This window comes from Streptomyces eurythermus, from assembly GCF_014649115.1.
In the GTDB taxonomy this organism is placed as follows: Bacteria; Actinomycetota; Actinomycetes; order Streptomycetales; family Streptomycetaceae; genus Streptomyces; species Streptomyces eurythermus.
This window is the reverse complement of sequence record NZ_BMSK01000024.1, coordinates 12888-36095: the sequence shown is the minus strand read 5'-3', so window position 1 is coordinate 36095 and position 23208 is coordinate 12888. Positions and strand designations below refer to the sequence as shown.

The window sequence follows — 23208 nt, the reverse complement described above, 5'->3', positions numbered from 1 at the left end:
CGCCCGAGGGTCAGCCGGCGGGCGGCTCGGGTCTGATCACCGCGAACCGGGCCCCGTACGGATCGGCGAGCCGGGCCGTCCGCCCCACCCCCGGCACGGTCGTCGCGGGTCCGCGAGCCGCCCCGCCGAGCCGCCGGGCCCGGTCGACGACGGCGTCCGCGTCGGCCACCTCGAAGTACGGCAGCCAGTACGCGCCGGACTCCACCTCGGCGGGGTCACCGGCCGTCGGCACCAGCCCCCCGAACATCGCCTCCTCACCGGCACCGTCCGGATTGACACACGTATAGGTCCCGTCCGGGAAGGACACCCCGGACGTCTCCAGACCGAGCACCCGGCGATAGAACGCGGCCGCCGCCGCGATGTCCGGCGTGTGCAGCTCGACCCAGCACAGCGCGCCCGGCTCGCCCGCCGCCTCCAGGCCGCTGGTCCGGCCCGGCTGCCGGATGCCGAACGGCGCGCCCGCCCGGTCGGCGAGCACCGCGCCGCGGCCCCGCTCCGGCCCGTCCGCCGGCCCCGCCAGCACGCTGCCGTGCGCCTGTTCGGCCGCCTCCGCGGTGGCCCGGACGTCCTCGGTGCGGAAGTACACCGTCCAGCCCGGCGGCCCCTGCCCGGGGGCGGCCCGCGTGCCGCCCGCCACGGCCCGGCCGGCCAGCCGGAAGACGCCGTGACCGCCGGTGTCCGGTCCCGCCGGGCCGAACCGCCAGCCGAACAGCGCGCCGTAGAAGGCGACGGCACCCTCGAGGTCGGGGCTGGTCACGTCGATCCAGTCGGGCGCGCCGGTGACGAAACGGGTCGTGAGCATCTCGGCCCTCCTCGCAAGGGTCCGGTCCTGTGCACTGCCGAGTCTGGCACCGGCCACTGACAATCGCCGCCGGAGCACCACACGAGCACCCGCGTCCCCGGGCTCCTCGGCTTTTCGCACCGGCCCCGCGCGCCGCCGTGCGCGCGCGGGGAACGAGGGGGCATCATCGGGGCGGTCCGGGGGCCGCCGGCCGGCGTTCGGGGCACTCCGTTGAGCCGGCGTTGATCGAACGTTTTTCTGTCCGGGGCAGGCTCCTGGCATGCACATCGACACCATCACCCCGGCCGACGACACCTGGCAGGCTCAGGCCCTGTGCGCACAGACCGGGCCGGACTTCTTCTTCCCCGAGCCCGGCAGCTCGGTGCGCGAGGCGAAGCGCATCTGCGCCATGTGCGAGCTGCGCCCGGCCTGCCTGGAGTACGCCCTCGCCCACGACGAGCGGTTCGGCGTCTGGGGCGGCCTGTCGGAGAAGGAACGCCTGGCCCTGCGGCGCACCGCCCGCTGACCACCGCCCTCCGGCACCGCCCGTCCGCCGCCCGGGCCGGGCGCGGGGCGTCAGCCCGCGGCGCGTGCCGCCATCCGGGCCTTGCGCGCGGCCAGCTTCTCGTCGAACTTCGACGCCTCCGCGTTCAGCCCGCCCAGGAACAGGCCGAGTTCCTCCTGCGCCCTCAGGCCCTCGGGGCCGAGGCCGTCGATCTCCATGACCTTCAGGAAGCGCAGCACCGGCTGCAGCACGTCGTCATGGTGGATGCGCAGGTTGTACACCTCGCCGATCGCCATCTGCGCGGCGGCCCGCTCGAAGCCGGGGATGCCGTGGCCGGGCATGCGGAAGTTCACCACGACGTCCCGGACCGCCCCCATGGTCAGGTCGGGGGCGAGCTCGAAGGCCGCCTTGAGCAGGTTGCGGTAGAACACCATGTGCAGGTTCTCGTCGGTCGCGATGCGGGCCAGCATGCGGTCGCAGACCGGGTCCCCGGACTGGTGGCCGGTGTTGCGGTGCGAGATCCGCGTGGCCAGCTCCTGGAAGGCGACGTAGGCGATCGAGTGCAGCATCGAGTGCCCGTTGTCGGACTCGAAGCCCTCGCTCATGTGCGCCATACGGAAGCGCTCCAGCTGGTCGGGATCCACCGCGCGCGAGGCCAGCAGATAGTCGCGCATCACGATGCCGTGCCGGCCCTCCTCGGCCGTCCAGCGGTGCACCCAGGTGCCCCAGGCGCCGTCGCGGCCGAACAGCGTGGCGATCTCGTGGTGGTAGCTCGGCAGGTTGTCCTCGGTGAGCAGGTTGACCACGAGGGCGATGCGGCCGACCTCCGTCACCTTCGACTGGCCCTTCTCCCAGGCCTCCCCGTCCTCGAACAGACCGGGGAAGTTACGGGCGTCGCTCCACGGCACGTACTCGTGCGGCATCCAGTCCTTGGCGACCTTCAGATGCCGGTTCAGTTCGTTCTCGACCACTTCCTCCAGTGCGTACAGAAGCCGCGCGTCGGTCCAGACGGACGGGCTGCCGAGGTGAGGGGAAGTGATCGTCACAGGAACTCCAGGGGGACGCCGGACATGGGGCGTGGGGAAAGGGAACGGCCCGGCGAGCGGTGCCGGGAACCTACGAGATCGTAGGCTACGAAACCGTAGGTTACGAAGCCGTAGGCTAAGGCGGCGGTAAAGAACCACTGATCAGCCTTGCCGGCCGGCCTCCCGCGCACGCCGGACGGCCCCGGGACCCGCAGGTCCCGGGGCTGCCGGAGAGGCGGAATCACCCGGTCAGGCGTACAGCTCCCGCAGGCGCACGGAGAGGCAGGTCACACAGCCCTCCAGCTTCTCGAACTCGCTGATGTCGACCGTGACCACGTCGTGCCCGAGATCGCTCAGCAGCTCCGCCGTCCGCGGCGCGCTCGCCGCCATCAGCAGCTTGCCGCCGCCCAGCAGCACCACGTGCGCCCCGGACTCCTCCGGCACCGACAGGAACCCGGGGAACAGCGACGGCCGGTCCACCCGCGGGATGTGCCCGATCACCGTGCCGTCGGGCAGCGCGGTCACCGCCGACTTCAGGTGCAGCACCTTGCTCACCGGGACGGCCACCACCCGGGCGCCCAGCGGTTCGAAGGCCGCCCGCAGCTGCTGTACACCGGCCGCGTTGGTGCGCCCGCTGCGGCCCACGTACACGGTGTCGCCGACCTTGAGGACATCACCGCCGTCCAGCGTGCCCGGATCCCATATCCAGTTCACCGAGCAGCCGAGGCTCGCCACGGCCTCCTCCACCCCGGCGGTCTCCGCGCGCCGGGCGGCGGCACCCGGACGAGTGATCAACGCCACGTTCCGGAACATGACGACGGTGTCCTCGACGAACACCGAGTCCGGGCAGTCGTCGGCCGGTTCGACCTCGATCGTCTCCCAGCCGTGCGCGCGCAGGGCCGCCACATAGGCCTCCCACTGCTCCACGGCGAGCCCTACGTCGACCTTCTCCCGCGCGATGTGCGTCACCAGGCCGTCGGCGAGGCGGGGGCTGGGGCGGCGGACGAGGGCCTTCTTGCTGGGCACGACGGGCCTTTCGTATCGGTCGGTGCGATGGTGCGGTGTCCGGCGCCGGTCACCCGGCGCCGGTCCGTCATCATGCAGCGCGCTCCGGCCAGGGCAAAACCTGGGTGCCGGGGTGTGTCCCGGCCGCCCGGTCAGGCCGGTTCGCCGAGCGCCTCGGGCGTGGTCTCCGTCAGCTCGCCTCCCTCCATCAGCAGCCAGCGGGTGATCCCGACCGACTCCAGGAACGGCAGGTCGTGGGCGGCGACGAGCAGCGCGCCCTCGTACGACTCCAGGGCCTGGGTCAGCTGCCGGACGCTGGCCATGTCCAGGTTGTTCGTCGGCTCGTCCAGCAGCAGCAACTGCGGTGCCGGCTCGGCGAGCAGCAGCGCGGCCAGGGCCGCCCGGAAGCGCTCGCCACCGGAGAGGGTGCCCGCCTCCTGGTCGGCCCGGGCGCCCCGGAACAGGAAGCGGGCGAGACGGGCCCGGATCCGGTTGTTGGTGGCGTCCGGCGCGAACCGGGCCACGTTCTCGGCCACCGACAGGCCGTCGTCCAGCACGTCCAGCCGCTGCGGCAGGAACCGCAGCGGCACGTGGGCCGTCACGGTGCCGGCCGCCGGCGCCAGCTGCCCGGCGATGGTCCGCAGCAGCGTCGTCTTGCCGGCGCCGTTGCGGCCGACGAGCGCGATCCGCTCCGGGCCGCGCAGATCGAGGATGCCGGGCACGCGCGTGTGGCAGGCCGTTTCCAGGTTCTCCAGGGTGAGCACCTGCCGGCCGGGCGGCACGGCCGTGTACGGCAGTTCGACGCGGATCTCGTCGTCGTCCCGTACGGCCTCCACCGCCTCGTCCAGCCGTTCCCTGGCCTCGGCGAGCCGTTCCTCGTGCAGGATGCGGTGCTTGCCCGCGGACTCCTGGGCGGCGCGTTTGCGCGCCCCCATGACGATCTTCGGCTCGCGCTTGGAGTCGTACATCTTCTGCCCGTACCGCTTGCGGCGGGCCAGTTTCGTCCGGGCGTCGGCCAGTTCACGCTTCTGCTTGCGCACATCGGCCTCGGCGACGCGCACCATGCGCTCGGCCGCCTCCTGCTCGACGGCCAGCGCCTCCTCGTAGGCCGAGAAGTTGCCGCCGTACCAGGTGACCTCGCCCGCGCGCAGGTCCGCGATCTGGTCGACCAGGTCGAGCAGTTCCCGGTCGTGGCTGACCACGACCAGGACGCCCGGCCAGGCGGTGACGGCCTGGTGGAGCCGCCGGCGCGCGTACAGGTCGAGGCTGTTCGTCGGTTCGTCGAGCAGCAGGATGCCGGGGCGGCGCAGCAGCAGCGCGGCGAGCCGCAGCAGCACCGACTCGCCGCCGGACACCTCGCCGACGGTCCGGTCCAGGCCGAGGTGGCCGAGGCCGAGCTCGCCGAGGGTGGCCAGGGCGCGCTCCTCGACGTCCCAGTCGTCGCCGACGGTCTCGAAGTGCTCCTCGGAGACGTCACCCGCCTCGATGGCGTGCAGGGCGGCCCGCCGCTCGGCGATGCCGAGGGCCTGGTCGACCCGGAGCGCGGTGTCCAGGGTGACGCTCTGCGGGAGGTAGCCGATCTCGCCGGTCGCCTTGACGGTGCCGTCGGCCGGGACGAGTTCCCCGGCCAGCAGCTTGAGCAGGGTGGACTTGCCCGATCCGTTGACGCCGACGAGCCCGGTCCGGCCGGGGCCGAACGCGATGTCGAGGCCGTCGAAGACGGCGGTGCCGTCGGGCCAGGCGAAGGACAGGGAGGTGCAGGTGAGGGAAGCGGACATGGGCGCCTCGCGAGGGTGTGGGCGTTCGGGTGGACGCGTATCGAGACACCGCGAGGCGGGAACCGAGGGGCCGGGCAGAAAAGGGCCGCGGAAGAAGGGGCCTGTGCCTGGGGGACGGCTCGGACGCCGAGGTCGTCGTACGCCGCGCACACCTCACCGGTGCGACGCGGTGTCTCAAGACCTCAGTCGAGCAACGTCCTTCTCCGATCGACGGCAACAGAACCGCTGAACACCGTACGAGCGGCGGGAAGAGGGTGTCAACGCGATTTCGCCGGGGCGCTTCCCGCGCTGTCCGGGGCGCTCCTCACGCGCGCGTGCCGCTCACCGGGCGTCCCGCGCGCGCGTGTCGTTCAGCACGCGTCCTACGCGCGCGTGCTCTTCAGCAGGCGTCCCGCATCAGCTCGGCGAGGCCGTGGTCCAGGTCGAGCTGGAGGTGTTCCAGACCGACGGGGACCAGTTCGTCCGCGGCCTTGAGGAACCGCCGTATCTCGCCCGAGCGCACATGCACGATCGCGGTGCCCTCCGGGGCGTGGAACTCCAGCACCGTGCGGTCGTACCCGTACGGCCGCACGCGGACGTCACCCTGGCCCGCGGGGTCCTCCAGCCCGGCCGTCAGCAGCTCACGGGCGAAGGTCCAGCACACGTCGACGCCCTCCAGGGTGGCCGGCGCGGGGAAGGCCATGCGGACGGCGAACGGGTCGCGCCGGTCGTAGCGCAGCGTGGCGGGAATGCTCGGCATGCGCGGTGCGGCGGCGACGAGACGGGCCTCTACGGGCTGCTCGATGACGGTGGACAACACCTTGCTCCCTCGTGACGGCTGGACTGCGCCCGGATGCGCCCACACCCGGCACAGGAGGAGACGACGGAAACGGCCGGTGCGTGCACACCCGGACCGAGTGACCTCGGTCACCGCGTTCATGCACGGGGAGCACGGCCCGCCGCGGCCCGTCTCCCGCCGGCACCGGCGCACCCGGCCCCCTGGACGCGCCCCGGGGACTGGGCTAGCTTCGCCCGCCATGAGGCGCTTGGGGAAAACGCGACGCGGGGGACGGGCGAGCCGGCCGGTGGCGACGGCGGTGGCGTGCGCGGCCGCACTGGCCGCCCTGACGGTTCCGGCGGCCGGGGCCCCGGGGCGGGCGGACGGCGGTGCGGGCCCGCAGCGGGGGAGCGGCGGCCCGGCGGCCCCGCGGTGGGTCCCCCGGGACACCGGCGCCCCCCAGGTCCGCTTCCGCGGCCTCGCCGCCGTGGACCGGCGCACCGCCTGGCTGGCCGGCACCGGCGGCACGGTGCTGCGCACCACGGACGGCGGCGCGAGCTGGCGAAACGTCTCGCCACCCGGCGCGGCCGGACTGGAGTTCCGGGACGTGACGGCGTTCGACGCGCGGCGGGCCGTGGTGCTGGCCATCGGCGCGGGCGAGGCGTCCCGCGTCTACCGCACCGACGACGGCGGCACGACCTGGACGGAGTCCTTCCGAAACACCGACCCGAGGGCCTTCTACGACTGTCTCGCCTTCTTCGACCGTCGCCACGGCCTCGCCCTCGGCGACCCCGTGGACGGCAGGTTCCGCGTCCTGTCCACCGCCGACGGCGGACGCTCCTGGCGCCTGCTGCCCACCGAGGGCATGCCGCCGGCGCGGGACGGCGAGGCCGGGTTCGCCGCGAGCGGCCAGTGCCTGGTCGCCTCCGGCCCGCGCGACGCCTGGCTGGCCACCGGCGGCGGCCCGCACGCGCGCGTGCTGCACACCGCCGACCGCGGCCTGACCTGGACGGCCGCCGACACGCCCGTACCGGCGGGCGATCCGGCCAGGGGCGTCTTCGCGCTCGCCTTCCGCGACCGCGCGCACGGCATCGCGGTCGGCGGCGACTACCGCCCCGGGCAGCCCTCCCCGAGGTCCGCCGCGGTCACGGCCGACGGCGGCCGGACCTGGCGCCCCGCCACCACCCCGCCGCCCGCGTACCGCTCCGGCGCCGCCTGGCTGCCGCACAGCCGCACGGAAGCGCTCGCCGTCGGCCCGACCGGCACCGATCTGACCACCGACGGCGGCCGCACCTGGCGGACCGTCGACACCGGCTCCTACGACACCGTGGCGTGCGCCCCCGACCGCGGTTGCTGGGCGGCCGGTGAACAGGGCCGGGCGGCCCGGCTGGAACGGTGAGACGGCGGCCTCTCCGGTGACGTGAGCGCGCGTGAGGCGGGTACTCGTCCTGCGCCGCGAACGAAAGGAGCGATCATGCCAGCCGGTTCCAGCCCCAAGCGCGAGCGTCAGTACGAGCACATCAAGAAGAGCGCGCAGGACCGGGGCGAGAGCACCGGGCGCGCCAAGGAGATCGCCGCGCGGACGGTGAACAAGGAACGCGCCCGCTCCGGCGAGTCCAAGACCGCCAGCCGCACCTCGACCCAGGACATGTCGTCCGGCAAGCGGGGCGGCCAGCGGTCCGGCAACCGGGTCGGCTCGCACGGCCCGACCCGCGACCAGTTGTACAACGAGGCCAGGCAGCGCGGCATCGAAGGCCGTTCGCACATGAACAAGGAGCAGTTGCAGCGCGCGCTGGACCGCAAGAAGGGATGACCCGCCGGCTCAGCCGAGCGTCTGCCGGTGCCGTTCCAGCTCGGGGGCCGTCTTCGTGGCGAGGAACTCGATGACGCGGTAGGAGCACACCCCGGCGGTGACGAACGGGTCGGTGGCGACGACCTCCTCGATCTCGGCGCGGTCCCCCGTGACGGCCACGATCACCCCGCCGTCGCGGGGGTTCTTGCGTCCGGAGGCCAGGAACAGGCCCTTGTCGTACTGCCGCTCCAGCCAGGCCACATGGTCGGGCAGGACGGCGTCCACGGCATCGAGGGGCGCGGTGTAGGTCAGCTCAAGGACGAACATGATCCGGAGCCTACCCCCGCCCCGCCGCCGGCCACCGGCGAACCGTACAGTCACCCGCGTGACGATCGTTGGCGTACCCGCGGGCTGGCCCGCGACCGAGGAGGAGGCCCGCGCCGTCCAGGACGAGCTGCGCGGCCGAGTGGTGCTCGACGAGCCCGGGCCGCCGCCCGGGACGGGCCGGGTCACCGGGGTCGACGTCGCCTACGACGACGAGCTGGACCTGGTCGCGGCGGCGGCCGTGGTGCTGGACGCCGCCACCCTGGACGTCGTCGCGGAGGCGACGGCCGTCGGCCGGGTCTCCTTCCCGTACGTGCCCGGGCTCCTCGCCTTCCGCGAGCTCCCGGCCGTGCTGGCCGCCCTGGACCGGCTGCCCGGCCCGCCCGGCCTCGTCGTCTGTGACGGCTACGGCCTGGCCCACCCGCGCCGCTTCGGCCTGGCCAGTCACCTCGGGGTGCTCACGGACCTGCCGGTCATCGGCGTCGCCAAGAACCCGTTCACCTTCACCTACGACGAACCCGGCCCGGCGCGCGGCGCCTCGGCGCCGCTGACGGCGGGCACCGAGGAGGTCGGGCGCGCCCTGCGCACCAGGGACGGCGTCAAACCGGTCTTCGTCTCCGTCGGCCACCGGGTGGGCCTGCCCGGAGCCCTGGCGCACACCCTCGCGCTGACCCCGCGGTTCCGGCTCCCGGAGACCACGCGCCGGGCCGACGCCCTGTGCCGGCGGGCCCTGCGCGAGGCGGCGCGGAGCCTGCCGGACGCCGACGGTCAGGACGCCACGACCCGCCAGGCGCCCACTTCCTGATACGCCGAGTCGTAAACGGCCGAACCGGCGCCGGGTTCCAGCGCGTAGTGGCGCAGGTTGCCGCCCCAGTAGCGCAGGACGCGCTCCAGCTCGCGCGCCCGGTCCTGCTCCTCCACGCCGTCGTCCACGGTCACTTCCAGCACGAACTTCACGTACGCTCCGCCTCCTCGGGGGCACTCCGGCCGGGGCTCATCATCGCAGCCGGGCGCCCGCGGGCCCGCCGGGACCGACGTGTTCCGGTCAGCGCCGCGCCGCCTCCCGGAAGGTGATCCCGGCCGCGCGCAGCCGCTCGGTCAGGGCGTCGCCCATCGCCTCGGCCGTGGTGACCTGACCGGCCGTCGGCGGCAGCTCGTCGAAGGCCAGGCAGAGGGCGGCCTCGGCGAACATCTTCGCCGTCTCGTCGTAGCCCGGGTCGCCGCCCGCGACCTCGGTGTACACGCGCTCCCCGCCGCCCTCGCCGACGAACCGCACCCGGAACCAGCTCTTCGCCCGCTTCTCGGGGCCCGGGCCGTCCCCCGGCCGGAGCAGGTCCGACAACCGGCGCCGCAGGGGCGGCACCTGGGCCGCGACCGCCAGCGCGCCGACGGCGGCGGCCCCGCCGAGGGCGACCGGCAGATGGCGTACGGCGGCGTAGTGGCGGTAGCGGAAGTCCGGGCCGTACCGCTCCAGCGCCCGCGCCGAACGGCGTACGACCTGCGGGTCGATGGTGGGCAGCGGCAGCGCCCACGCGCCGGCCTCCGGGGCGAACCGCGGCGCGCCGGGCGGCGCCGTGACCCGGCGGCCCGGCAGCCGTGGCTCGTGCCGGGCCCGTTCGCGGGCGGCGGCCCGCATCCGCCCGGCGCGGGCCAGCTGGTTCAGCGCCGAGGCGAGGGTGCCGCCGGAGAAGGCCGCGTCCACGGTCACATAGCCGTCCACGGTCAGCGGCACGCCCTCGGGCAGCCGGCGGACCGTGAAGTACACGCCGAGGTCGTGCGGCACCGAGTCGAAGCCGCAGGCGTGCACCAGGCGCGCGCCCGTCTCCCGCGCGCGTGCGTCGTGCCGGACGTACACCAGGTCCACGAACTCCGGCTCGCCCGTGAGGTCCAGGTAGTCGGTGCCGCTGTCGGCGCAGGCGGCGACGAGTTCCTCGCCGTGCAGCACGTACGGTCCGACGGTCGTGGCGACCACGCGCGCGTGCCCGGCGAGCGCGCGCAAGGTGGCCGGTTCGTCCGTGTCGGCCCGCAGGACACCGATGCCCTCGCCGCCGGGCAGGCTCTCCCGCAGCCGCTCCAGCCGCCGTTGGTCACGGCCGGCGACCGCCCAGCGCAGCCCCCGCGGCGCGTGCTCGGCGAGATAGCGGGCCGTGAGCGCGCCGACGAAGCCCGTGGCCCCGAAGAGCACGAGGTCGTAGGGACGGCCGGTCCTGCCGATGCTGCTCATGTCACCCCTTGTCCACACACCCCCAGCGCAGCCCGCGCCGCTGTCGGTGGCCGAGGCTAGCGTGAGGAGTGCGCAGTCCGAAGACCAGCCCGGAGGCAGCGGTGTCCGCAGCCGGGAACAGCCGGCGCCCGCGGGAGCCGACGCACCCGTCCGGGAAGGCGATGCCGGCACCGCGCACCCGGCGGGGCAGGCGCGGTCCCGTTCACTCGTCCGAGTGGTGGCTGACGCGCCGGGCACTTGGCTAAGCGCTTGCTCGTTGGGTCTTGTGTTCGGTGGAACACGTTCTTAGCATCACCGGTGTTACAGCAGCGGTGTCACACACGCTTTGGGGGCTGGACGGATGACAACGGCACAGACGCCGCCGGCGCCGGGTACCGGCCCGCTCGCCGGCGTGCGCGTGGTGGAACTGGCCGGCATCGGGCCCGGCCCGTTCGCCGCCATGCTGCTGGCCGACCTGGGCGCCGACGTGGTCCGGGTGGACCGCCCGGGCGGCCCGGGCCTCGGCATCGACCCGGCCCGCGACCTCACCAACCGCAACAAACGCTCGGTCGTCGTCGACCTCAAGGCGCCGGACGGCCCCGCACGCGTCCTCGACCTCGCCGAACGGGCCGACATCCTCGTGGAGGGCTACCGCCCGGGCGTCGCCGAACGGCTCGGCGTCGGCCCCGGGGACTGCCACGCCCGCAACCCCCGCCTGGTCTACGGCCGGATGACCGGCTGGGGCCAGGACGGCCCCCTCGCCCACCGCGCCGGCCACGACATCGCCTACATCGCGCTCACCGGCACCCTCGGCATGATCGGCCGCCCGGACGAACCCCCGGCCGTGCCCGCCAACCTCCTCGGGGACTACGCGGGCGGCGCCCTCTACCTGGTCGTCGGCGTCCTCGCCGCGCTGCACCACGCGCGCGCGACCGGCACCGGCCAGGTCGTCGACGCGGCCATCGTCGACGGCACGGCCCACCTGTCCACGATGATCCACGCCATGCTCGCCGCCGGCGGCTGGCAGGACCGGCGCGCCGCCAACCTCCTGGACGGCGGCTGCCCCTACTACGGCACCTACGAGACCGCCGACGGCCGGTACATGGCGGTCGGCGCCCTGGAAGAGAAGTTCTACGACGAGTTCCTGCGCCTGCTGGGCCTCGCCCCCCTCGCCTCCGCCCGCACCGACCTCACCCGCTGGGGAGAGCTGCGCGAACGGATCGCCGCCGCCTTCAAGACCCGCACCCGGGACGAGTGGACGGTCGTCTTCGAGGACACCGACGCCTGCGTGGCCCCCGTCCTCGGCCTGCGCGAGGCCCCGCACCACCCGCACCTCGCCGCCCGCGCCACCTTCACCGACCACGACGGCATCACCCAGCCCGCCCCCGCACCCCGGTTCTCCGCCACCCCGACCGCCGTCCGCACCGGCCCCGCCCGGCCCGGCGCGGACACCGAGGCGGTCGCCCGGGACTGGCGCATACCGCCCCGCCCCGCCGACGGCCCAGGCGCCCCGGCCACCGAAGACGCGGTCACCGACGGCGGCTGACCCCGCCCACCCCGCCCGGACCACCCTCCCGAAAGGCACCCCAGTGAGCACCGAAGCGTACGTGTACGACGCGATCCGCACCCCGCGCGGGCGCGGCAAGGCGAACGGCGCCCTGCACGGCACGAAGCCCGTCGACCTGGTCGTCGGCCTCATCCACGAGATCCGCGACCGCTTCCCCGGCCTGGACCCGGCCGGGATCGACGACATCGTGCTCGGCGTCGTCAGCCCCATCGGCGACCAGGGCTCCGACATCGCCCGGATCGCCGCCCTCGCCGCCGGGCTGCCGGACACCGTCGCGGGCGTCCAGGAGAACCGCTTCTGTGCCTCCGGCCTGGAGGCCGTCAACCTGGCCGCCGCCAAGATCCGGGCCGGCTGGGAGGACCTGGTGCTGGCCGGCGGCGTCGAGTCCATGTCCCGCGTCCCGATGGCCTCGGACGGCGGCGCCTGGTTCAACGACCCGATGACCAACCTCGCCGTCAACTTCGTCCCGCAGGGCATCAGCGCCGACCTGATCGCCACCATCGAGGGCTTCTCCCGCCGCGACGTGGACGAGTACGCGGCCCTGTCCCAGGAGCGCGCCGCCACCGCCTGGAAGGAGAACCGCTTCGAGCGCTCCGTGGTCCCCGTCAAGGACCGCAACGGCCTGGTCGTCCTCGACCACGACGAGCACCCGCGCCCCGGAACCACCGCCGACTCCCTCGCGAAGCTCAAGCCGTCCTTCGCGGACATCGGCGACCTGGGCGGCTTCGACGCCGTCGCGCTGCAGAAGTACCACTGGGTGGAGAAGATCGACCACGTCCACCACGCGGGCAACTCCTCCGGCATCGTGGACGGCGCCGCGCTCGTCGCGATCGGCTCCCGGGAGGCCGGCGAACGCCACGGCCTCACCCCCCGCGCGCGGATCGTCTCCGCCGCCGTCTCCGGCTCCGAGCCGACCATCATGCTCACCGGGCCCGCCCCCGCCAGCCGCAAGGCCCTGGCCAAGGCCGGTCTCACCATCGACGACATCGACCTGGTCGAGATCAACGAGGCGTTCGCCGCGGTCGTCCTGCGCTACGCGAAGGACATGGGCCTGAGCCTGGACAAGATCAACGTCAACGGCGGCGCCATCGCCCTCGGCCACCCGCTCGGCGCCACCGGCGCGATGATCCTCGGCACCCTCGTCGACGAACTGGAGCGCCAGGACAAGCGCTACGGCCTCGCCACGCTGTGCGTCGGCGGCGGCATGGGCATCGCCACCATCATCGAGCGCATCTGAACTCCCCGCGGAACCAAGCGACTTCAACGGAGACGACTGTCATGACCGAGAGCACCACCATCCGCTGGGAGCAGGACGACACCGGTGTCGTCACCCTCGTCCTGGACGACCCGAACCAGTCCGCGAACACCATGAACCAGGCGTTCCGCGACTCCCTCGCCGTGATCACCGACCGGCTGGAGGCCGAGCGGGACTCCATCCGCGGCGTCATCCTCACCTCGGCCAAGAAGACCTTCTTCGCCGGCGGCGACCTGCGCGACCTCATCCGGGTCACCCCCGAGACCGCACAGGAACTGTTCGACGGCGGCCTCGCCATCAAGCGCAACCTGCGCCGCATCGAGACCCTCGGCAAACCGGTCGTCGCGGCGATCAACGGCGCGGCCCTCGGCGGCGGCTTCGAACTGGCCCTCGCCTGCCACCACCGCATCGCCCTGGACACCCCCGGCACCCGGATCGGCTGCCCCGAGGTCACCCTGGGCCTGCTCCCCGGCGGCGGCGGAGTGGTGCGCACCGTACGCCTGCTGGGCATCGCGGACGCCCTGCTGAAGGTGCTCCTGCAGGGCACCCAGTACAACGCCCGGCGCGCCCGGGACAACGGCCTGGTCCACGAGGTGGCCGAGAGCCCCGAGGAACTGATCGCCAGGGCCCGCGCGTTCATCGACGCCCACCCCGAGTCCCGGCAGCCCTGGGACACCCCGGGCTACAAGATCCCCGGCGGCACCCCGGCCCACCCGAAGTTCGCCGCCAACCTGCCCGCCTTCCCGGCCAACCTGCGCAAGCAGACGAACGGCGCCCCCTACCCGGCCCCGCGCAACATCCTCGCCGCGGCCGTCGAGGGCTCCCAGGTCGACTTCGAGACCGCCCAGGTCATCGAGGCCCGCTACTTCGTGGAACTGGCCGCCGGGCAGATCTCGAAGAACATGATCCAGGCGTTCTTCTTCGACCTCCAGGCGGTCAACTCCGGCGCCAACCGGCCCAAGGGCGTCGAACCCCGCCAGGTGCGCAAGGTGGCCGTCCTCGGCGCCGGCATGATGGGCGCCGGCATCGCCTACGCGTGCGCCCGCGCGGGCATCGACGTCGTCCTCAAGGACGTCTCCGCCGAAGCCGCGGCCAAGGGCAAGGGCTACTCGGAGAAGCTGTGCGCCAAGGCCGTCGCCAAGGGCCGCACCACCCAGGAGAAGGCCGACGCGCTGCTCGCCCGGATCACCCCCACGGCGGAGACGGCCGACCTCGCCGACTGTGACGCTGTCATCGAGGCCGTGTTCGAGGACACCGCCCTCAAGCACAAGGTGTTCCAGGAGATCGAGTCCGTCGTCGCCCCCGACGCGCTGCTGTGCTCCAACACCTCCACCCTGCCGATCACCACGCTCGCCGAGGGCGTCGAGCGCCAGGCCGACTTCATCGGGCTGCACTTCTTCTCACCGGTCGACAAGATGCCGCTGGTCGAGATCATCAAGGGCGAGCGCACCGGCGAGGAGGCGCTCGCACGCGCCTTCGACCTGGTCCGGCAGATCAACAAGACGCCGATCGTCGTCAACGACTCGCGGGGCTTCTTCACCTCCCGGGTGATCGGCCACTTCATCAACGAGGGCGTCGCCATGGTCGGCGAGGGCGTCGAGCCCGCCTCCGTGGAACAGGCCGCCGCCCAGGCCGGCTACCCCGCCAAGGTGCTCTCCCTGATGGACGAGCTGACCCTCACCCTGCCCCGCAAGATCCGGGCCGAGACGAGGAGGGCCGTGGAGGAGGCCGGCGGCACCTGGACCGCGCACCCGGCCGAGACGGTCGTCGACCGCATGGTGGACGAGTTCGGCCGCACCGGCCGCAGCGGTGGCGCCGGCTTCTACGACTACACCGAGGACGGCAAGCGGGCCGGACTCTGGCCGGGGCTGCGCGAGCACTTCACCAAGCCCGGCCACGACATCCCGTTCCGGGACATGCAGGAGCGCATGCTCTTCGCCGAGGCGCTCGACACCGTACGCCTGCTGGAGGAGGGCGTCCTGACCTCGGTCGCGGACGCCAACATCGGCTCCGTCCTCGGTATCGGCTTCCCCGGCTGGACCGGCGGTGTGCTCCAGTACATCAACGGCTACGAAGGGGGCCTGCCCGGCTTCGTGGCCCGCGCGCGCGAGCTGGCCGAGCGCTACGGCGACCGGTTCACCCCGCCCGCGCTGCTCGTGGCGAAGGCGGAGAAGGGGGAGACCTTCACCGACGCCCGCTGAGCCGGTACACCGCGGACCGCGCGCCCCCGGGACTCCGCGCCCGGGGGCCCGCGGCGCCGTACGCTGTCCGCGTCCTCCGCTGTCCGCGCCGTCCGGCCCGTGCGAGCGTTCGCAGTCTCCGGCTGTCCGGCGGTCCGTGCCGTTCGGCTGTCCGTGCGTCAGGGCCGTCCGGCCGCCCGCTGCGTCAGCGCCGTCCGAGTCCGCCGCTCACACCGTGCCGTTAGCGTTCACAGAGCGTTCAGGGCCGTCCGTGGAACGTCCAGGGCCGCCAGCGTCCCCGACCGGTCCGGGGCCGCCCGCGCCCACCGCTCCCTCGGGACCGTCGCCGCCATGAGGGCCGTCCCCTCCGCCCGGGCCGTCGTCCCCTCCTCCCGGGCCGTCCGCTCCGTCCAGCCACTGGCGCAGCTCCTCCCGCAGTGACCGCTGGAAGGTGGTGAGCAGCGCCTGGACCACGAGCGGGTGCATATGGGCCGACAGGGACTTCACATCCCGCGTGTCGCGTTCGGCCACCGCCTCGCGCAGCAGGTCCGACAGCTCGTGCGCCGCCGCCCGCGCGTGGCCGGTCAGCACGGTCCGCGCGGCCAGGATCGTCTCCTGCGCCAGCGGCACGTCCAGCAGCTGCACCGCGAGCCGCAGCAGACCGCAGTCCACACGGAAGGACTCCCCGTCCCGCTCGCCGTCCCCCTCCGTATCCGGTGTCACCACGTTCATCGCGGCCAGCCGCTCCAGGTCCTCCCCGGTCAGCCGCCGCCCCGCCCGCCGCTGGAGCTCCGCACGGGACACGGTCTCCACGGTGTCCGGCGCCCAGGAGGCGACCACGGCCCGGTGGATCGCCAGATCGTGCGGGCCGAGATCGGCCGGCAGCTGCCGCAGGTGCCGCTCGATCGCGGCCAGGGTCATGCCCTGGTGCTGCATCTCCTCGATCAGCGCCAGCCGGGCCAGATGCTCGCGGCCGTAATGGCCCACCCGGCGCGGACCGAGCACCGGCGGCGGCAGCAGCCCCTTGGTGCCGTAGAAACGGACCGTGCGGACCGTGACGCCCGCCCGCGCGGCCAGCTCGTCGATCGTGAGGGTGGGCTCCCCGGTGTCGGTCGTCATGTACAGCAGTATCGCTGTCTCACCAATGGTGTGAAACCCGCGGGGAGCACGTGCGAGTGATGTGAGAAGTACCGCTCTGTGACGTGGACCACCGCTTATCGGCCGTTGCGTCTGGGAAGCTGCTGCCTTGGTCTGTGCCGCGACAAAGGGTGGTGCGGGCCAAGACCTGCACGAACCCCGGATCCACGAGGTCCGGGCGCACCAGGAAGTGAAACCACCCGTGAGCAAGGAAGCCGTGGAATCGGCACAGGCCACCCCCCACCCCCAGGTGGCCGCAGCGCCCGCGGACGCGGGCGACGCCGGATACAGCAAGGACCTCAAGGCCCGCCACGTCAACATGATCGCCATCGGCGGCGCCATCGGCACCGGCCTCTTCCTGGGCGCCGGCGGCCGCCTGCACAACGCCGGTCCGGCGCTCGCCCTGGCCTACCTGGTCTGCGGTGTCTTCGCGTTCTTCGTCGTGCGGGCCCTGGGCGAGCTGGTCCTGTACCGCCCGTCCTCCGGGTCCTTCGTGTCGTACGCGCGCGAGTTCCTCGGCGAGAAGGGCGCCTACGTCGCCGGCTGGATGTACTTCCTGAACTGGTCGACCACCGGCATCGCGGACATCACCGCGATCGCGCTCTACACGCACTACTGGAGCATGTTCACCTCCATCCCCCAGTGGGTGCTGGCGCTGATCGCCCTCGCCGTCGTCCTCACCGTGAACCTGATCTCGGTGAAGATCTTCGGTGAGATGGAGTTCTGGTTCGCGATCATCAAGGTCGCCACCCTCGTGGGCTTCATGCTGATCGGCATCTTCCTGCTGGCCACCCAGCACGACGTCGGCGGCAGCAAGCCGGGCCTGAGCGTCATCACCGACCACGGCGGTGTCTTCCCGCACGGCCTGATGCCGGTCGTCCTCGTCATGCAGGGCGTGATCTTCGCCTACGCCGCGCTGGAGCTGGTCGGCGTCGCCGCCGGCGAGACCGCCGAGCCCGAGAAGGTCGTCCCGCGCGCGGTGAACTCGATCATGTGGCGGGTGGGCCTGTTCTACGTCGGCTCGGTCGTGCTGCTCGCCCTGCTGCTGCCCGGTTCGGTGTACTCCGCCGACCAGAGCCCGTTCGTGACCGTGCTGTCCAAGATCGGCGTTCCGGCGGCCGGCGACGTGATGAACCTGGTCGTGCTGACCGCGGCCATGTCCTCGCTGAACTCCGGCCTGTACTCCACCGGCCGCATCCTGCGCTCGATGGCCATGGCCGGCTCGGCGCCGAAGTTCACCCGCGTGATGAGCCGCAGCCAGGTGCCCTACGGCGGCATCCTGCTGACCTGCGCGGTCTGTGTGCTCGGCGTCGTCCTGAACTACCTGGTGCCCAGCAAGGCCTTCGAGATCGTGCTGAACGTCGCCTCGCTCGGCATCATCAGCACCTGGGTGATCATCATGATCTGCCACGCGATCTTCGTCCGCCGCGCCCGCGCGGGCCTGGTCACCCGGCCGCACTTCCAGCTGAAGTTCAGCCCGGTCACCGAGATCGCCACCATCGTGTTCCTGCTGATCTGTCTCGGCATGATGTGGAACGACGAGGAGGTCGGCCGCAAGACCCTGCTGCTGATCCCGGTGATCGCCGTGATGCTCGTCGCCGGCTGGTTCGGCATCCGCCGCCAGGTGGCCAAGGACGCCGCCAAGGCCTCCGCCGAGCTGCCGGAGTAACGGACCGGCCGCCACTGTCAGTGGCGGCGTCCACGGTGGCGTCATGGCAGAGATCACGTATGTCCGGGGTGACGCCACCGTGCCGTCGGGCAAGGGCGTCAAGGTGATCGCCCATGTCTGCGACGACATCGGTCCGGGCGCGGTCCAGCCGGTCCGCGTCGAGCCCGACGACCACGGGGAGGGCGGGGCATGACCGCGGCCGATGTGCTTCGCCCTCGGACTGGCCGCCCTGGGCCTGCGTACCCACCATCTCGACTTCCTCGGCGACGACCCCGAGGGCGACCTCGTCCGCGCCCCGCACTCCGAGCACGGCATCGCGCTCACCGCGCTGCCGCAGCCGGCCGGGACCAAGCGGGCGGTCAACCTCGTCGGCCCGGACGGCCGCCGTCTGTCGCTGTACGACACCACCCGCGCCCGCCCCGGCGACCGCTTCCCCGAGGCCACCCTGCGGGCGCCGGCCGCCGCGAGCCGGCATGTGCACGTGACCATCACCCAGCCCGGCGCCCACGCCCTGCCCGTGCTCCGGGAGACCGGAGTGCCGCTCTCCACGGACCTGCACGACTGGGACGGCGAGAACCCGTACCACGAGGCGTTCGCCCACGCGGCCGACGTCGTCTTCCTGTCGGCCGCCGCCCTCACCGACCCCGAGCGGACCATGCGGCGCATCGCCGCGCGCGGCCGCGCCCACACCGTCGTCGCCACCGCCGGAGCCGAGGGCGCCCATCTGCTCGCCGACGGCGCGCTGACCCGGATACCGGCGGCGCTGCCGCCCGCGCCGGTGGTGGACTCCCACGGCGCGGGCGACGCCTTCGCCGCCGCGTTCCTCTACGGCCTGCTCGCCGGCGAGCCGCCCGGGCGCTGCGCCCGGTACGGCGCGATCGCGGGCGCCCACGCCTGCACCGTCCCGGCCGACCGCGCGGAGGCGATGAGCCGGAAGGAGCTGCTGCGGCGGGCGGCCGCACCGGGCCACTGCGGCACCGCGGCGCGGGCACCGGCGCCCCGTGGCCGAACGGGGCGCCGGCGCCGGCCGGCTCAGTGCTCGTGCACCGAGTTCGTCGCCTCGATCTTCTTCCACGACTTCGGCTGCGCCACCGCCGCGGTCGTCTTCACCAGGGCGCGGGCCGACGGCGCGGCCGGCTTCTCCGGCTGGAACAGCCAGGTGTCGAACAGCGCGGCCAGTGGCTTGCCGGACACCCGTTCGGCGTACCGCTGGAAGTCGGCCACCGAGGCGTTGCCGTAGGCGTGCTCCTTCGGCCAGCCCTTCAGGACGGCGAAGAACGCGTCGTCGCCGATCTCGTTGCGCAGCGCCTGGATGGCGAGGGCGCCCCGGTCGTAGACGGCGCCGGCGAACTGGTTGTCCGGTCCGGGGTCGCCCGGCGCGATCGTCCAGAACGCGTCGTCGGCCGGGTGCGAGGCGTACACGTAGTCGGCCAGCTCCTGCGCGGTGCCCTCGCCCTCGTGCTCGGACCACAGCCACTGCGCGTAGCGGGCGAAGCCCTCGTTGACCCAGATGTCCTTCCAGCCCTTGACCGACACGTAGTCGCCGTACCACTGGTGGGCCAGCTCGTGCACGACCAGGGAGGTGTTGGCGCCGTTCGCGAACTGCCGCGGGCTGTAGAAGACGCGGGTCTGCGTCTCCAGCGCGTACGAGGTGGTGGTGTTCGGCACGTACCCGCCGACCGAGGAGAACGGATACGGCCCGAAGTAGCCGCTCAGCCAGTCCACGAGCTCCCCGGTACGCTCCACGCTGGCCCGCGCGGCGCCCTCGTTGTCGCCGAGGTCCTTGCTGTAGGCGTTGATGACGGGCACCCCGCCGTCGGAGGTGCCGGTGGTGATGTCGAACCTGCCCAGCGCGAGCGTGGCCAGATAGGTGGCCTGCGGCTTGTTCTGCCGCCAGTTGTAACGGGTCCAGCCCAGCTTTGAACTGGTCGACTGGAGCGTGCCGTTGGAGATGGCCTGGGTGCCGTCCGGGACGGACACCGACACGTCGTAGGTGGCCTTGTCGGTCGGGTGGTCGTTGCTCGGGAACCACCACCAGGCGGCCTCGGGCTCGTTGGCGGCCACTCCGCCGTCCGGGGTGCGGTGCCAGGAGGTGAACCCGTAGGCGCTCTTGGCCGACGGCACCCCGCTGTAGCGGACCACGATCGTCACCGGCGTGCCCTTGGCCAGCGGGGTCTTCGGGGTGACGACCAGTTCGTGCTCCCCGGAGGTGGTGAAGGCGGCCTTGGTGCCGTTGACCCGCACCTCGCTCACGTCCAGCAGGAAGTCCAGGTCGAAGCGGGACAGGTCCTGGGTGGTCTTGGCCAGGATCGTCGCGGTGCCCTGCAACTCGTCCGTCTTCGGCTGGTACTGCAGCCTCAGGTCGTAGTGCGAGACGTCGTAGCCGCCATTGCCGTAGTACGGGTAGTAGGGGTCGCCGATACCCGGCGCGCCGGGGGTGTAGCTCGCGGCCGATGCCGGGATCGCCAGCAGGACGGAGGCCGCCGCCAAAGCGCCCGGCGCGATGATTCTGCGGTGCACGTCAGCTCCAAGTCGTCAGGACCACGGGTCCGTTCGGAAAGGCTCTGTTCCGCAGCCTATTCATTCCCTGTGTCCCCTGACCTGTCCATGGCACCCCCTGTCACATGATCGCCATTCAGCCGTCACGTGCCCGGAGGGTCCTCTTTTTCAGGGGAGTTGACCGGAGTACCGTCCGCCCATGCCGACACGCACGCGCTCCGCGATCCGGAGAACGCTCGTCACCGCCGCCGTCGTCACCCTGACGGCCCTCCTCCCCACCCCGGCCGGCGCCCGGCCCGCGCCCCGGGAGAGCACCCCCGTCTACTCCTACGCCCAGGCGATCCGCGAGTCCGTATGGGTCGACACCGGGCTCGACGAGGACGGCGACGGCAAGCACGACCGCGTCGCCGCCGACATCGTCCGGCCCGCCGAACCCGCCCGGCAGGGCCGCAAGGTGCCGGTCATCATGGACGCGAGCCCGTACTACTCCTGCTGCGGGCGGGGCAACGAGAGCCAGCTCAAGACGTACGACGCCCAGGGCCACGTCGTCCAAATGCCGCTGTTCTACGACAATTTCTTCGTACCGCGCGGCTACGCCTTCGTCGGCGTCGACCTCGCCGGCACCAACCGCTCCGACGGCTGCGTGGACATCGGCGGCCCCTCCGACATCGGCTCCGCGAAGGCCGTGATCGACTGGCTGAACGGCCGCGCCAAGGCCTACACCAGCCGCACCGGCGGCACCCCGGTGCGGGCCGGCTGGACGAACGGCCGCACCGGCATGATCGGCAAGAGCTGGGACGGCACCATCGCCAACGGTGTCGCCGCCACCGGCGTCAAGGGTCTGAAGACCATCGTCCCGATCAGCGCCATCTCCTCCTGGTACGACTACTACTTCGCCCAGGGCGCCCCCCTGTACGACGGCGGCCCCGACCAACTCGCCGACCACGTCGAGAGCGCCGGCGCGCGCGCCCACTGCGCGGCCGTACAGCGCAGGCTGGCCGAGGGCAGCCCGCGCAACGGCGACCGGACCCCGCTGTGGACCGAGCGGGACTACGTCAAGGACGCGGCCAAGGTCCGGGTCAGCGTCTTCGCGGTGCACGGCATACAGGACCTCAACGTCCGCACCCAGCACCTCGGCCCCTGGTGGGACGCCCTCGCCCAGAACGGCGTCCGGCGCAAGATCTGGCTGTCCCAGACCGGGCACGTCGACCCGTTCGACTTCCGGCGCGGCGCCTGGGTGGACACCCTGCACCGCTGGTTCGACCACGAACTCCTCGGCTACGACAACGGCGTCGACCGCGAGCCGATGGCCGACGTCGAACGCCACCCCGACCAGTGGGTCACCACCCGCGTCTGGCCCCCGGCCGGCACCCGCGCCACCGTGCTGCACCCGGCCCCGGGCCGCCAGGCGGGCGTCGGCGCGCTCGGCCCGCGCCGGGCCCACGGCACCGCGGTCCTCACGGACGACCCGCGGCTGGGCGAGACCGACTGGGCCGCCCACGTCACCGCGGCCACGCCCGAGAAGGCGGGTTTCCTCACCGCGCCGCTCTCCCGCCCGCTCCGGCTGGCCGGCTCCGCCGAGGTGACGGTCACCGCCACCCCGACCACCTCCTCCGCCCATCTGTCCGCCGTCCTGGCCGACATCGGCCCGGACACCATCCGCGACTACGCCGACCCCGCCGAGGGCATCAGCACCCTCGCCGAGCGCACCTGCTGGGGGGAGAGCACGGCCGGGGACAGCGCCTGCTACAAGGAGACCCGGGCCCGGACCGCGGCCGTCGACTACACGGTGGTCAGCCGGGGCTGGGCCGACCTCGGACACCACGCCTCGGCGGCGAAGGGCGTCCCGCTCACCCCGGGCAAGGCCTACACGATGACCCTCCGGCTGGGCGCCACCGACCACGTCGTCCCCGCCGGGCACCGGCTGGCGCTCATCATCGCGGGCACGGACAAGGACCTCCTCGAACCGCCGTCCACCCGGCCGACGCTCACCGTGGACCTGTCCCGTACGACGGCGAATGTGCCGCTGGTGGGCGGGGCGGGGGCGTTCGCCCGGGCCACGTCCGGTGGGACGGCGGCTCCCGCGCCGACGGTGCTGGAGGGGGTGGGAGCGCCGCGGGCCGACCGGCACCTGCCGCTCGACTGACGGTCCGGGGAGCGGAAGGGGGCGGGGCGGCTGGTTGTCGTGTTCGGCTGAGGGTGGCTGTGGGGTGGGGCGGCTGGTCATCGTGTTCGGCCGCGGGTGGTCCCGGGCTGGGCGCGCAGTTCCCCGCGCCCCTGAGGAGTCACCGCCCGGCTCGGCCGAAACGCCGGCCCCGTTCCCGCTCGGCCGAACCCGCCGACCTCGGCTTGCGCTCAGCCGGACCGCCGGGCCCCGCTAGCGCCCAGCCGAACCGCCGGCCCGCCTTAAGCCCAGCCGCTCAGCCGGGCCACCGCTCCCCTCCTCTGCCAGCCGCCCAGCCTCGCCGCCGGCCCCGGCTTACGCCCACCGCACCGCCGACATCGGCTTACGCCCAGCCGCTCGCCGGGCCGCCGGTCCCCGCTCACGCCGGCCGCTCAGCCGGGCCACCAGCCCCCGCTTCCGCCGGCCGCCCTGTCTCGCCGCCGGCCCGGGCTTACGCCCACCGCACCGCCGGCCCCGGCTTACGCCCAGCCGCTCGCCGGGCCGCCGGTCCCCGCTCACGCCGGCCGCTCAGCCGGGCCACCAGCCCCCGCCTCCGCCAGTCGCCCT

General features: G+C 73.3%; 18 protein-coding genes and 3 pseudogenes. 11 read left to right on the top strand and 10 right to left on the bottom strand.

Going from position 1 to position 23208, the window contains the following annotated elements:
* Nucleotides 1–10 precede the first annotated feature (10 nt).
* On the bottom strand, nt 11–802 hold the full coding sequence (locus tag IE251_RS34450; RefSeq protein ID WP_189756876.1) for a VOC family protein: 792 nt from the start codon (nt 800–802) through the stop codon (nt 11–13).
* 259 nt (nt 803–1061) lie between these two features.
* Here IE251_RS34450 and IE251_RS34445 point away from each other — a divergent pair, with 259 nt between their 5' ends.
* A complete protein-coding gene (locus tag IE251_RS34445) occupies nt 1062–1307 on the top strand; it encodes a WhiB family transcriptional regulator (RefSeq protein WP_030618234.1) in 246 nt (81 codons plus the stop codon).
* A 50-nt stretch (nt 1308–1357) separates the two neighbouring features.
* On the opposite strand, the gene IE251_RS34440 is transcribed toward IE251_RS34445, so the two are convergent.
* From IE251_RS34440 to ssgD, 4 genes are all read right to left on the bottom strand, one after another.
* A complete protein-coding gene (locus tag IE251_RS34440; protein ID WP_189756875.1) occupies nt 1358–2332 on the bottom strand; it encodes an acyl-ACP desaturase in 975 nt (324 codons plus the stop codon).
* Between the two features lie 228 nt (nt 2333–2560).
* Nucleotides 2561–3337: a dimethylargininase gene (gene ddaH / locus IE251_RS34435; protein WP_189756874.1), complete on the bottom strand. Its 777-nt coding sequence runs from the start codon at nt 3335–3337 to the stop codon at nt 2561–2563.
* Between the two features lie 131 nt (nt 3338–3468).
* Nucleotides 3469–5094 carry an ABC-F family ATP-binding cassette domain-containing protein gene (locus IE251_RS34430; protein ID WP_189756873.1) on the bottom strand — a complete coding sequence of 542 codons (1626 nt, stop codon included), beginning with the start codon at nt 5092–5094 and terminating at the stop codon, nt 3469–3471.
* 379 nt (nt 5095–5473) lie between these two features.
* Nucleotides 5474–5890 (bottom strand): spore wall synthesis regulator SsgD, encoded by a 417-nt coding sequence (gene ssgD, locus IE251_RS34425; RefSeq protein ID WP_030788715.1) that lies wholly within the window; start codon nt 5888–5890, stop codon nt 5474–5476.
* Nucleotides 5891–6110: 220 nt separating this feature from the next.
* Here ssgD and IE251_RS34420 point away from each other — a divergent pair, with 220 nt between their 5' ends.
* Both IE251_RS34420 and IE251_RS34415 read left to right on the top strand, forming a co-directional pair.
* Nucleotides 6111–7250 (top strand): WD40/YVTN/BNR-like repeat-containing protein, encoded by a 1140-nt coding sequence (locus IE251_RS34420; protein WP_373302089.1) that lies wholly within the window; start codon nt 6111–6113, stop codon nt 7248–7250.
* A 75-nt stretch (nt 7251–7325) separates the two neighbouring features.
* Entirely contained in the window at nt 7326–7664 is a 339-nt protein-coding gene (locus IE251_RS34415) for a hypothetical protein (protein ID WP_030618251.1), read from the top strand.
* Between the two features lie 9 nt (nt 7665–7673).
* Here the strand turns inward: IE251_RS34415 and IE251_RS34410 are convergent, their stop codons facing one another.
* Complete coding sequence (locus tag IE251_RS34410; protein ID WP_189756871.1) at nt 7674–7970, bottom strand: YciI family protein; 297 nt, start codon at nt 7968–7970, stop codon at nt 7674–7676.
* A gap of 58 nt (nt 7971–8028) precedes the next feature.
* Here IE251_RS34410 and IE251_RS34405 point away from each other — a divergent pair, with 58 nt between their 5' ends.
* A complete protein-coding gene (locus IE251_RS34405) occupies nt 8029–8772 on the top strand; it encodes an endonuclease V (protein WP_030788708.1) in 744 nt (247 codons plus the stop codon).
* Here the strand turns inward: IE251_RS34405 and IE251_RS34400 are convergent.
* Both IE251_RS34400 and IE251_RS34395 read right to left on the bottom strand, forming a co-directional pair.
* On the bottom strand, nt 8736–8924 hold the full coding sequence (locus IE251_RS34400; protein WP_189756870.1) for a hypothetical protein: 189 nt from the start codon (nt 8922–8924) through the stop codon (nt 8736–8738). The genes IE251_RS34405 and IE251_RS34400 overlap by 37 nt on opposite strands.
* Before the next feature lie 88 nt (nt 8925–9012).
* Nucleotides 9013–10191 (bottom strand): saccharopine dehydrogenase family protein, encoded by a 1179-nt coding sequence (locus tag IE251_RS34395; RefSeq protein ID WP_189756869.1) that lies wholly within the window; start codon nt 10189–10191, stop codon nt 9013–9015.
* Nucleotides 10192–10531: 340 nt separating this feature from the next.
* Between IE251_RS34395 and IE251_RS34390 the strand changes: the two genes are divergently transcribed.
* Genes IE251_RS34390 through IE251_RS34380 form a run of 3 tightly spaced genes read left to right on the top strand, consistent with a single transcriptional unit; the run spans nt 10532 to nt 15193 of the window.
* Entirely contained in the window at nt 10532–11716 is a 1185-nt protein-coding gene (locus IE251_RS34390) for a CaiB/BaiF CoA transferase family protein (RefSeq protein ID WP_189756868.1), read from the top strand.
* 43 nt (nt 11717–11759) lie between these two features.
* Nucleotides 11760–12974, top strand: coding sequence for an acetyl-CoA C-acetyltransferase (locus tag IE251_RS34385; protein ID WP_189756867.1), 1215 nt, complete (start codon nt 11760–11762; stop codon nt 12972–12974).
* 41 nt (nt 12975–13015) lie between these two features.
* Nucleotides 13016–15193: a 3-hydroxyacyl-CoA dehydrogenase NAD-binding domain-containing protein gene (locus IE251_RS34380; RefSeq protein WP_189756866.1), complete on the top strand. Its 2178-nt coding sequence runs from the start codon at nt 13016–13018 to the stop codon at nt 15191–15193.
* 375 nt (nt 15194–15568) lie between these two features.
* Here the strand turns inward: IE251_RS34380 and IE251_RS34375 are convergent.
* A pseudogene (locus tag IE251_RS34375) lies at nt 15569–16291 on the bottom strand (MerR family transcriptional regulator); the annotation flags it as partial.
* A gap of 220 nt (nt 16292–16511) precedes the next feature.
* Between IE251_RS34375 and IE251_RS34370 the strand changes: the two are divergent.
* The 3 genes and pseudogenes from IE251_RS34370 to IE251_RS34360 all read left to right on the top strand — a co-directional run.
* The gene (locus IE251_RS34370) at nt 16512–17978 is read left to right on the top strand and encodes an amino acid permease (protein ID WP_189756865.1); all 1467 of its coding nucleotides are present in this window, start codon (nt 16512–16514) and stop codon (nt 17976–17978) included.
* Nucleotides 17979–18021: 43 nt separating this feature from the next.
* Nucleotides 18022–18111: pseudogene (locus IE251_RS34365) on the top strand (Appr-1-p processing protein); the annotation flags it as partial.
* 78 nt (nt 18112–18189) lie between these two features.
* A pseudogene (locus tag IE251_RS34360) lies at nt 18190–18936 on the top strand (PfkB family carbohydrate kinase); the annotation flags it as partial.
* A gap of 74 nt (nt 18937–19010) precedes the next feature.
* Here IE251_RS34360 and IE251_RS34355 read toward each other — a convergent pair.
* A complete protein-coding gene (locus IE251_RS34355) occupies nt 19011–20498 on the bottom strand; it encodes a M1 family metallopeptidase (protein ID WP_189756864.1) in 1488 nt (495 codons plus the stop codon).
* A 178-nt stretch (nt 20499–20676) separates the two neighbouring features.
* Between IE251_RS34355 and IE251_RS34350 the strand changes: the two genes are divergently transcribed.
* Nucleotides 20677–22623 carry a Xaa-Pro dipeptidyl-peptidase gene (locus IE251_RS34350; RefSeq protein ID WP_189756863.1) on the top strand — a complete coding sequence of 649 codons (1947 nt, stop codon included), beginning with the start codon at nt 20677–20679 and terminating at the stop codon, nt 22621–22623.
* The last annotated feature ends 585 nt before the right edge of the window (nt 22624–23208 follow it).

Coding starts and splice junctions, on each gene's coding strand:
- IE251_RS34450 (WP_189756876.1), bottom strand. CDS start 802: ATGCTCACGACCCGTTTCGTCACCGGCGCGCCCGACTGGATCGACGTG.
- IE251_RS34445 (WP_030618234.1), top strand. CDS start 1,062: ATGCACATCGACACCATCACCCCGGCCGACGACACCTGGCAGGCTCAG.
- IE251_RS34430 (WP_189756873.1), bottom strand. CDS start 5,094: ATGTCCGCTTCCCTCACCTGCACCTCCCTGTCCTTCGCCTGGCCCGAC.
- IE251_RS34420 (WP_373302089.1), top strand. CDS start 6,111: ATGAGGCGCTTGGGGAAAACGCGACGCGGGGGACGGGCGAGCCGGCCG.
- IE251_RS34415 (WP_030618251.1), top strand. CDS start 7,326: ATGCCAGCCGGTTCCAGCCCCAAGCGCGAGCGTCAGTACGAGCACATC.
- IE251_RS34410 (WP_189756871.1), bottom strand. CDS start 7,970: ATGTTCGTCCTTGAGCTGACCTACACCGCGCCCCTCGATGCCGTGGAC.
- IE251_RS34395 (WP_189756869.1), bottom strand. CDS start 10,191: ATGAGCAGCATCGGCAGGACCGGCCGTCCCTACGACCTCGTGCTCTTC.
- IE251_RS34390 (WP_189756868.1), top strand. CDS start 10,532: ATGACAACGGCACAGACGCCGCCGGCGCCGGGTACCGGCCCGCTCGCC.
- IE251_RS34380 (WP_189756866.1), top strand. CDS start 13,016: ATGACCGAGAGCACCACCATCCGCTGGGAGCAGGACGACACCGGTGTC.
- IE251_RS34350 (WP_189756863.1), top strand. CDS start 20,677: ATGCCGACACGCACGCGCTCCGCGATCCGGAGAACGCTCGTCACCGCC.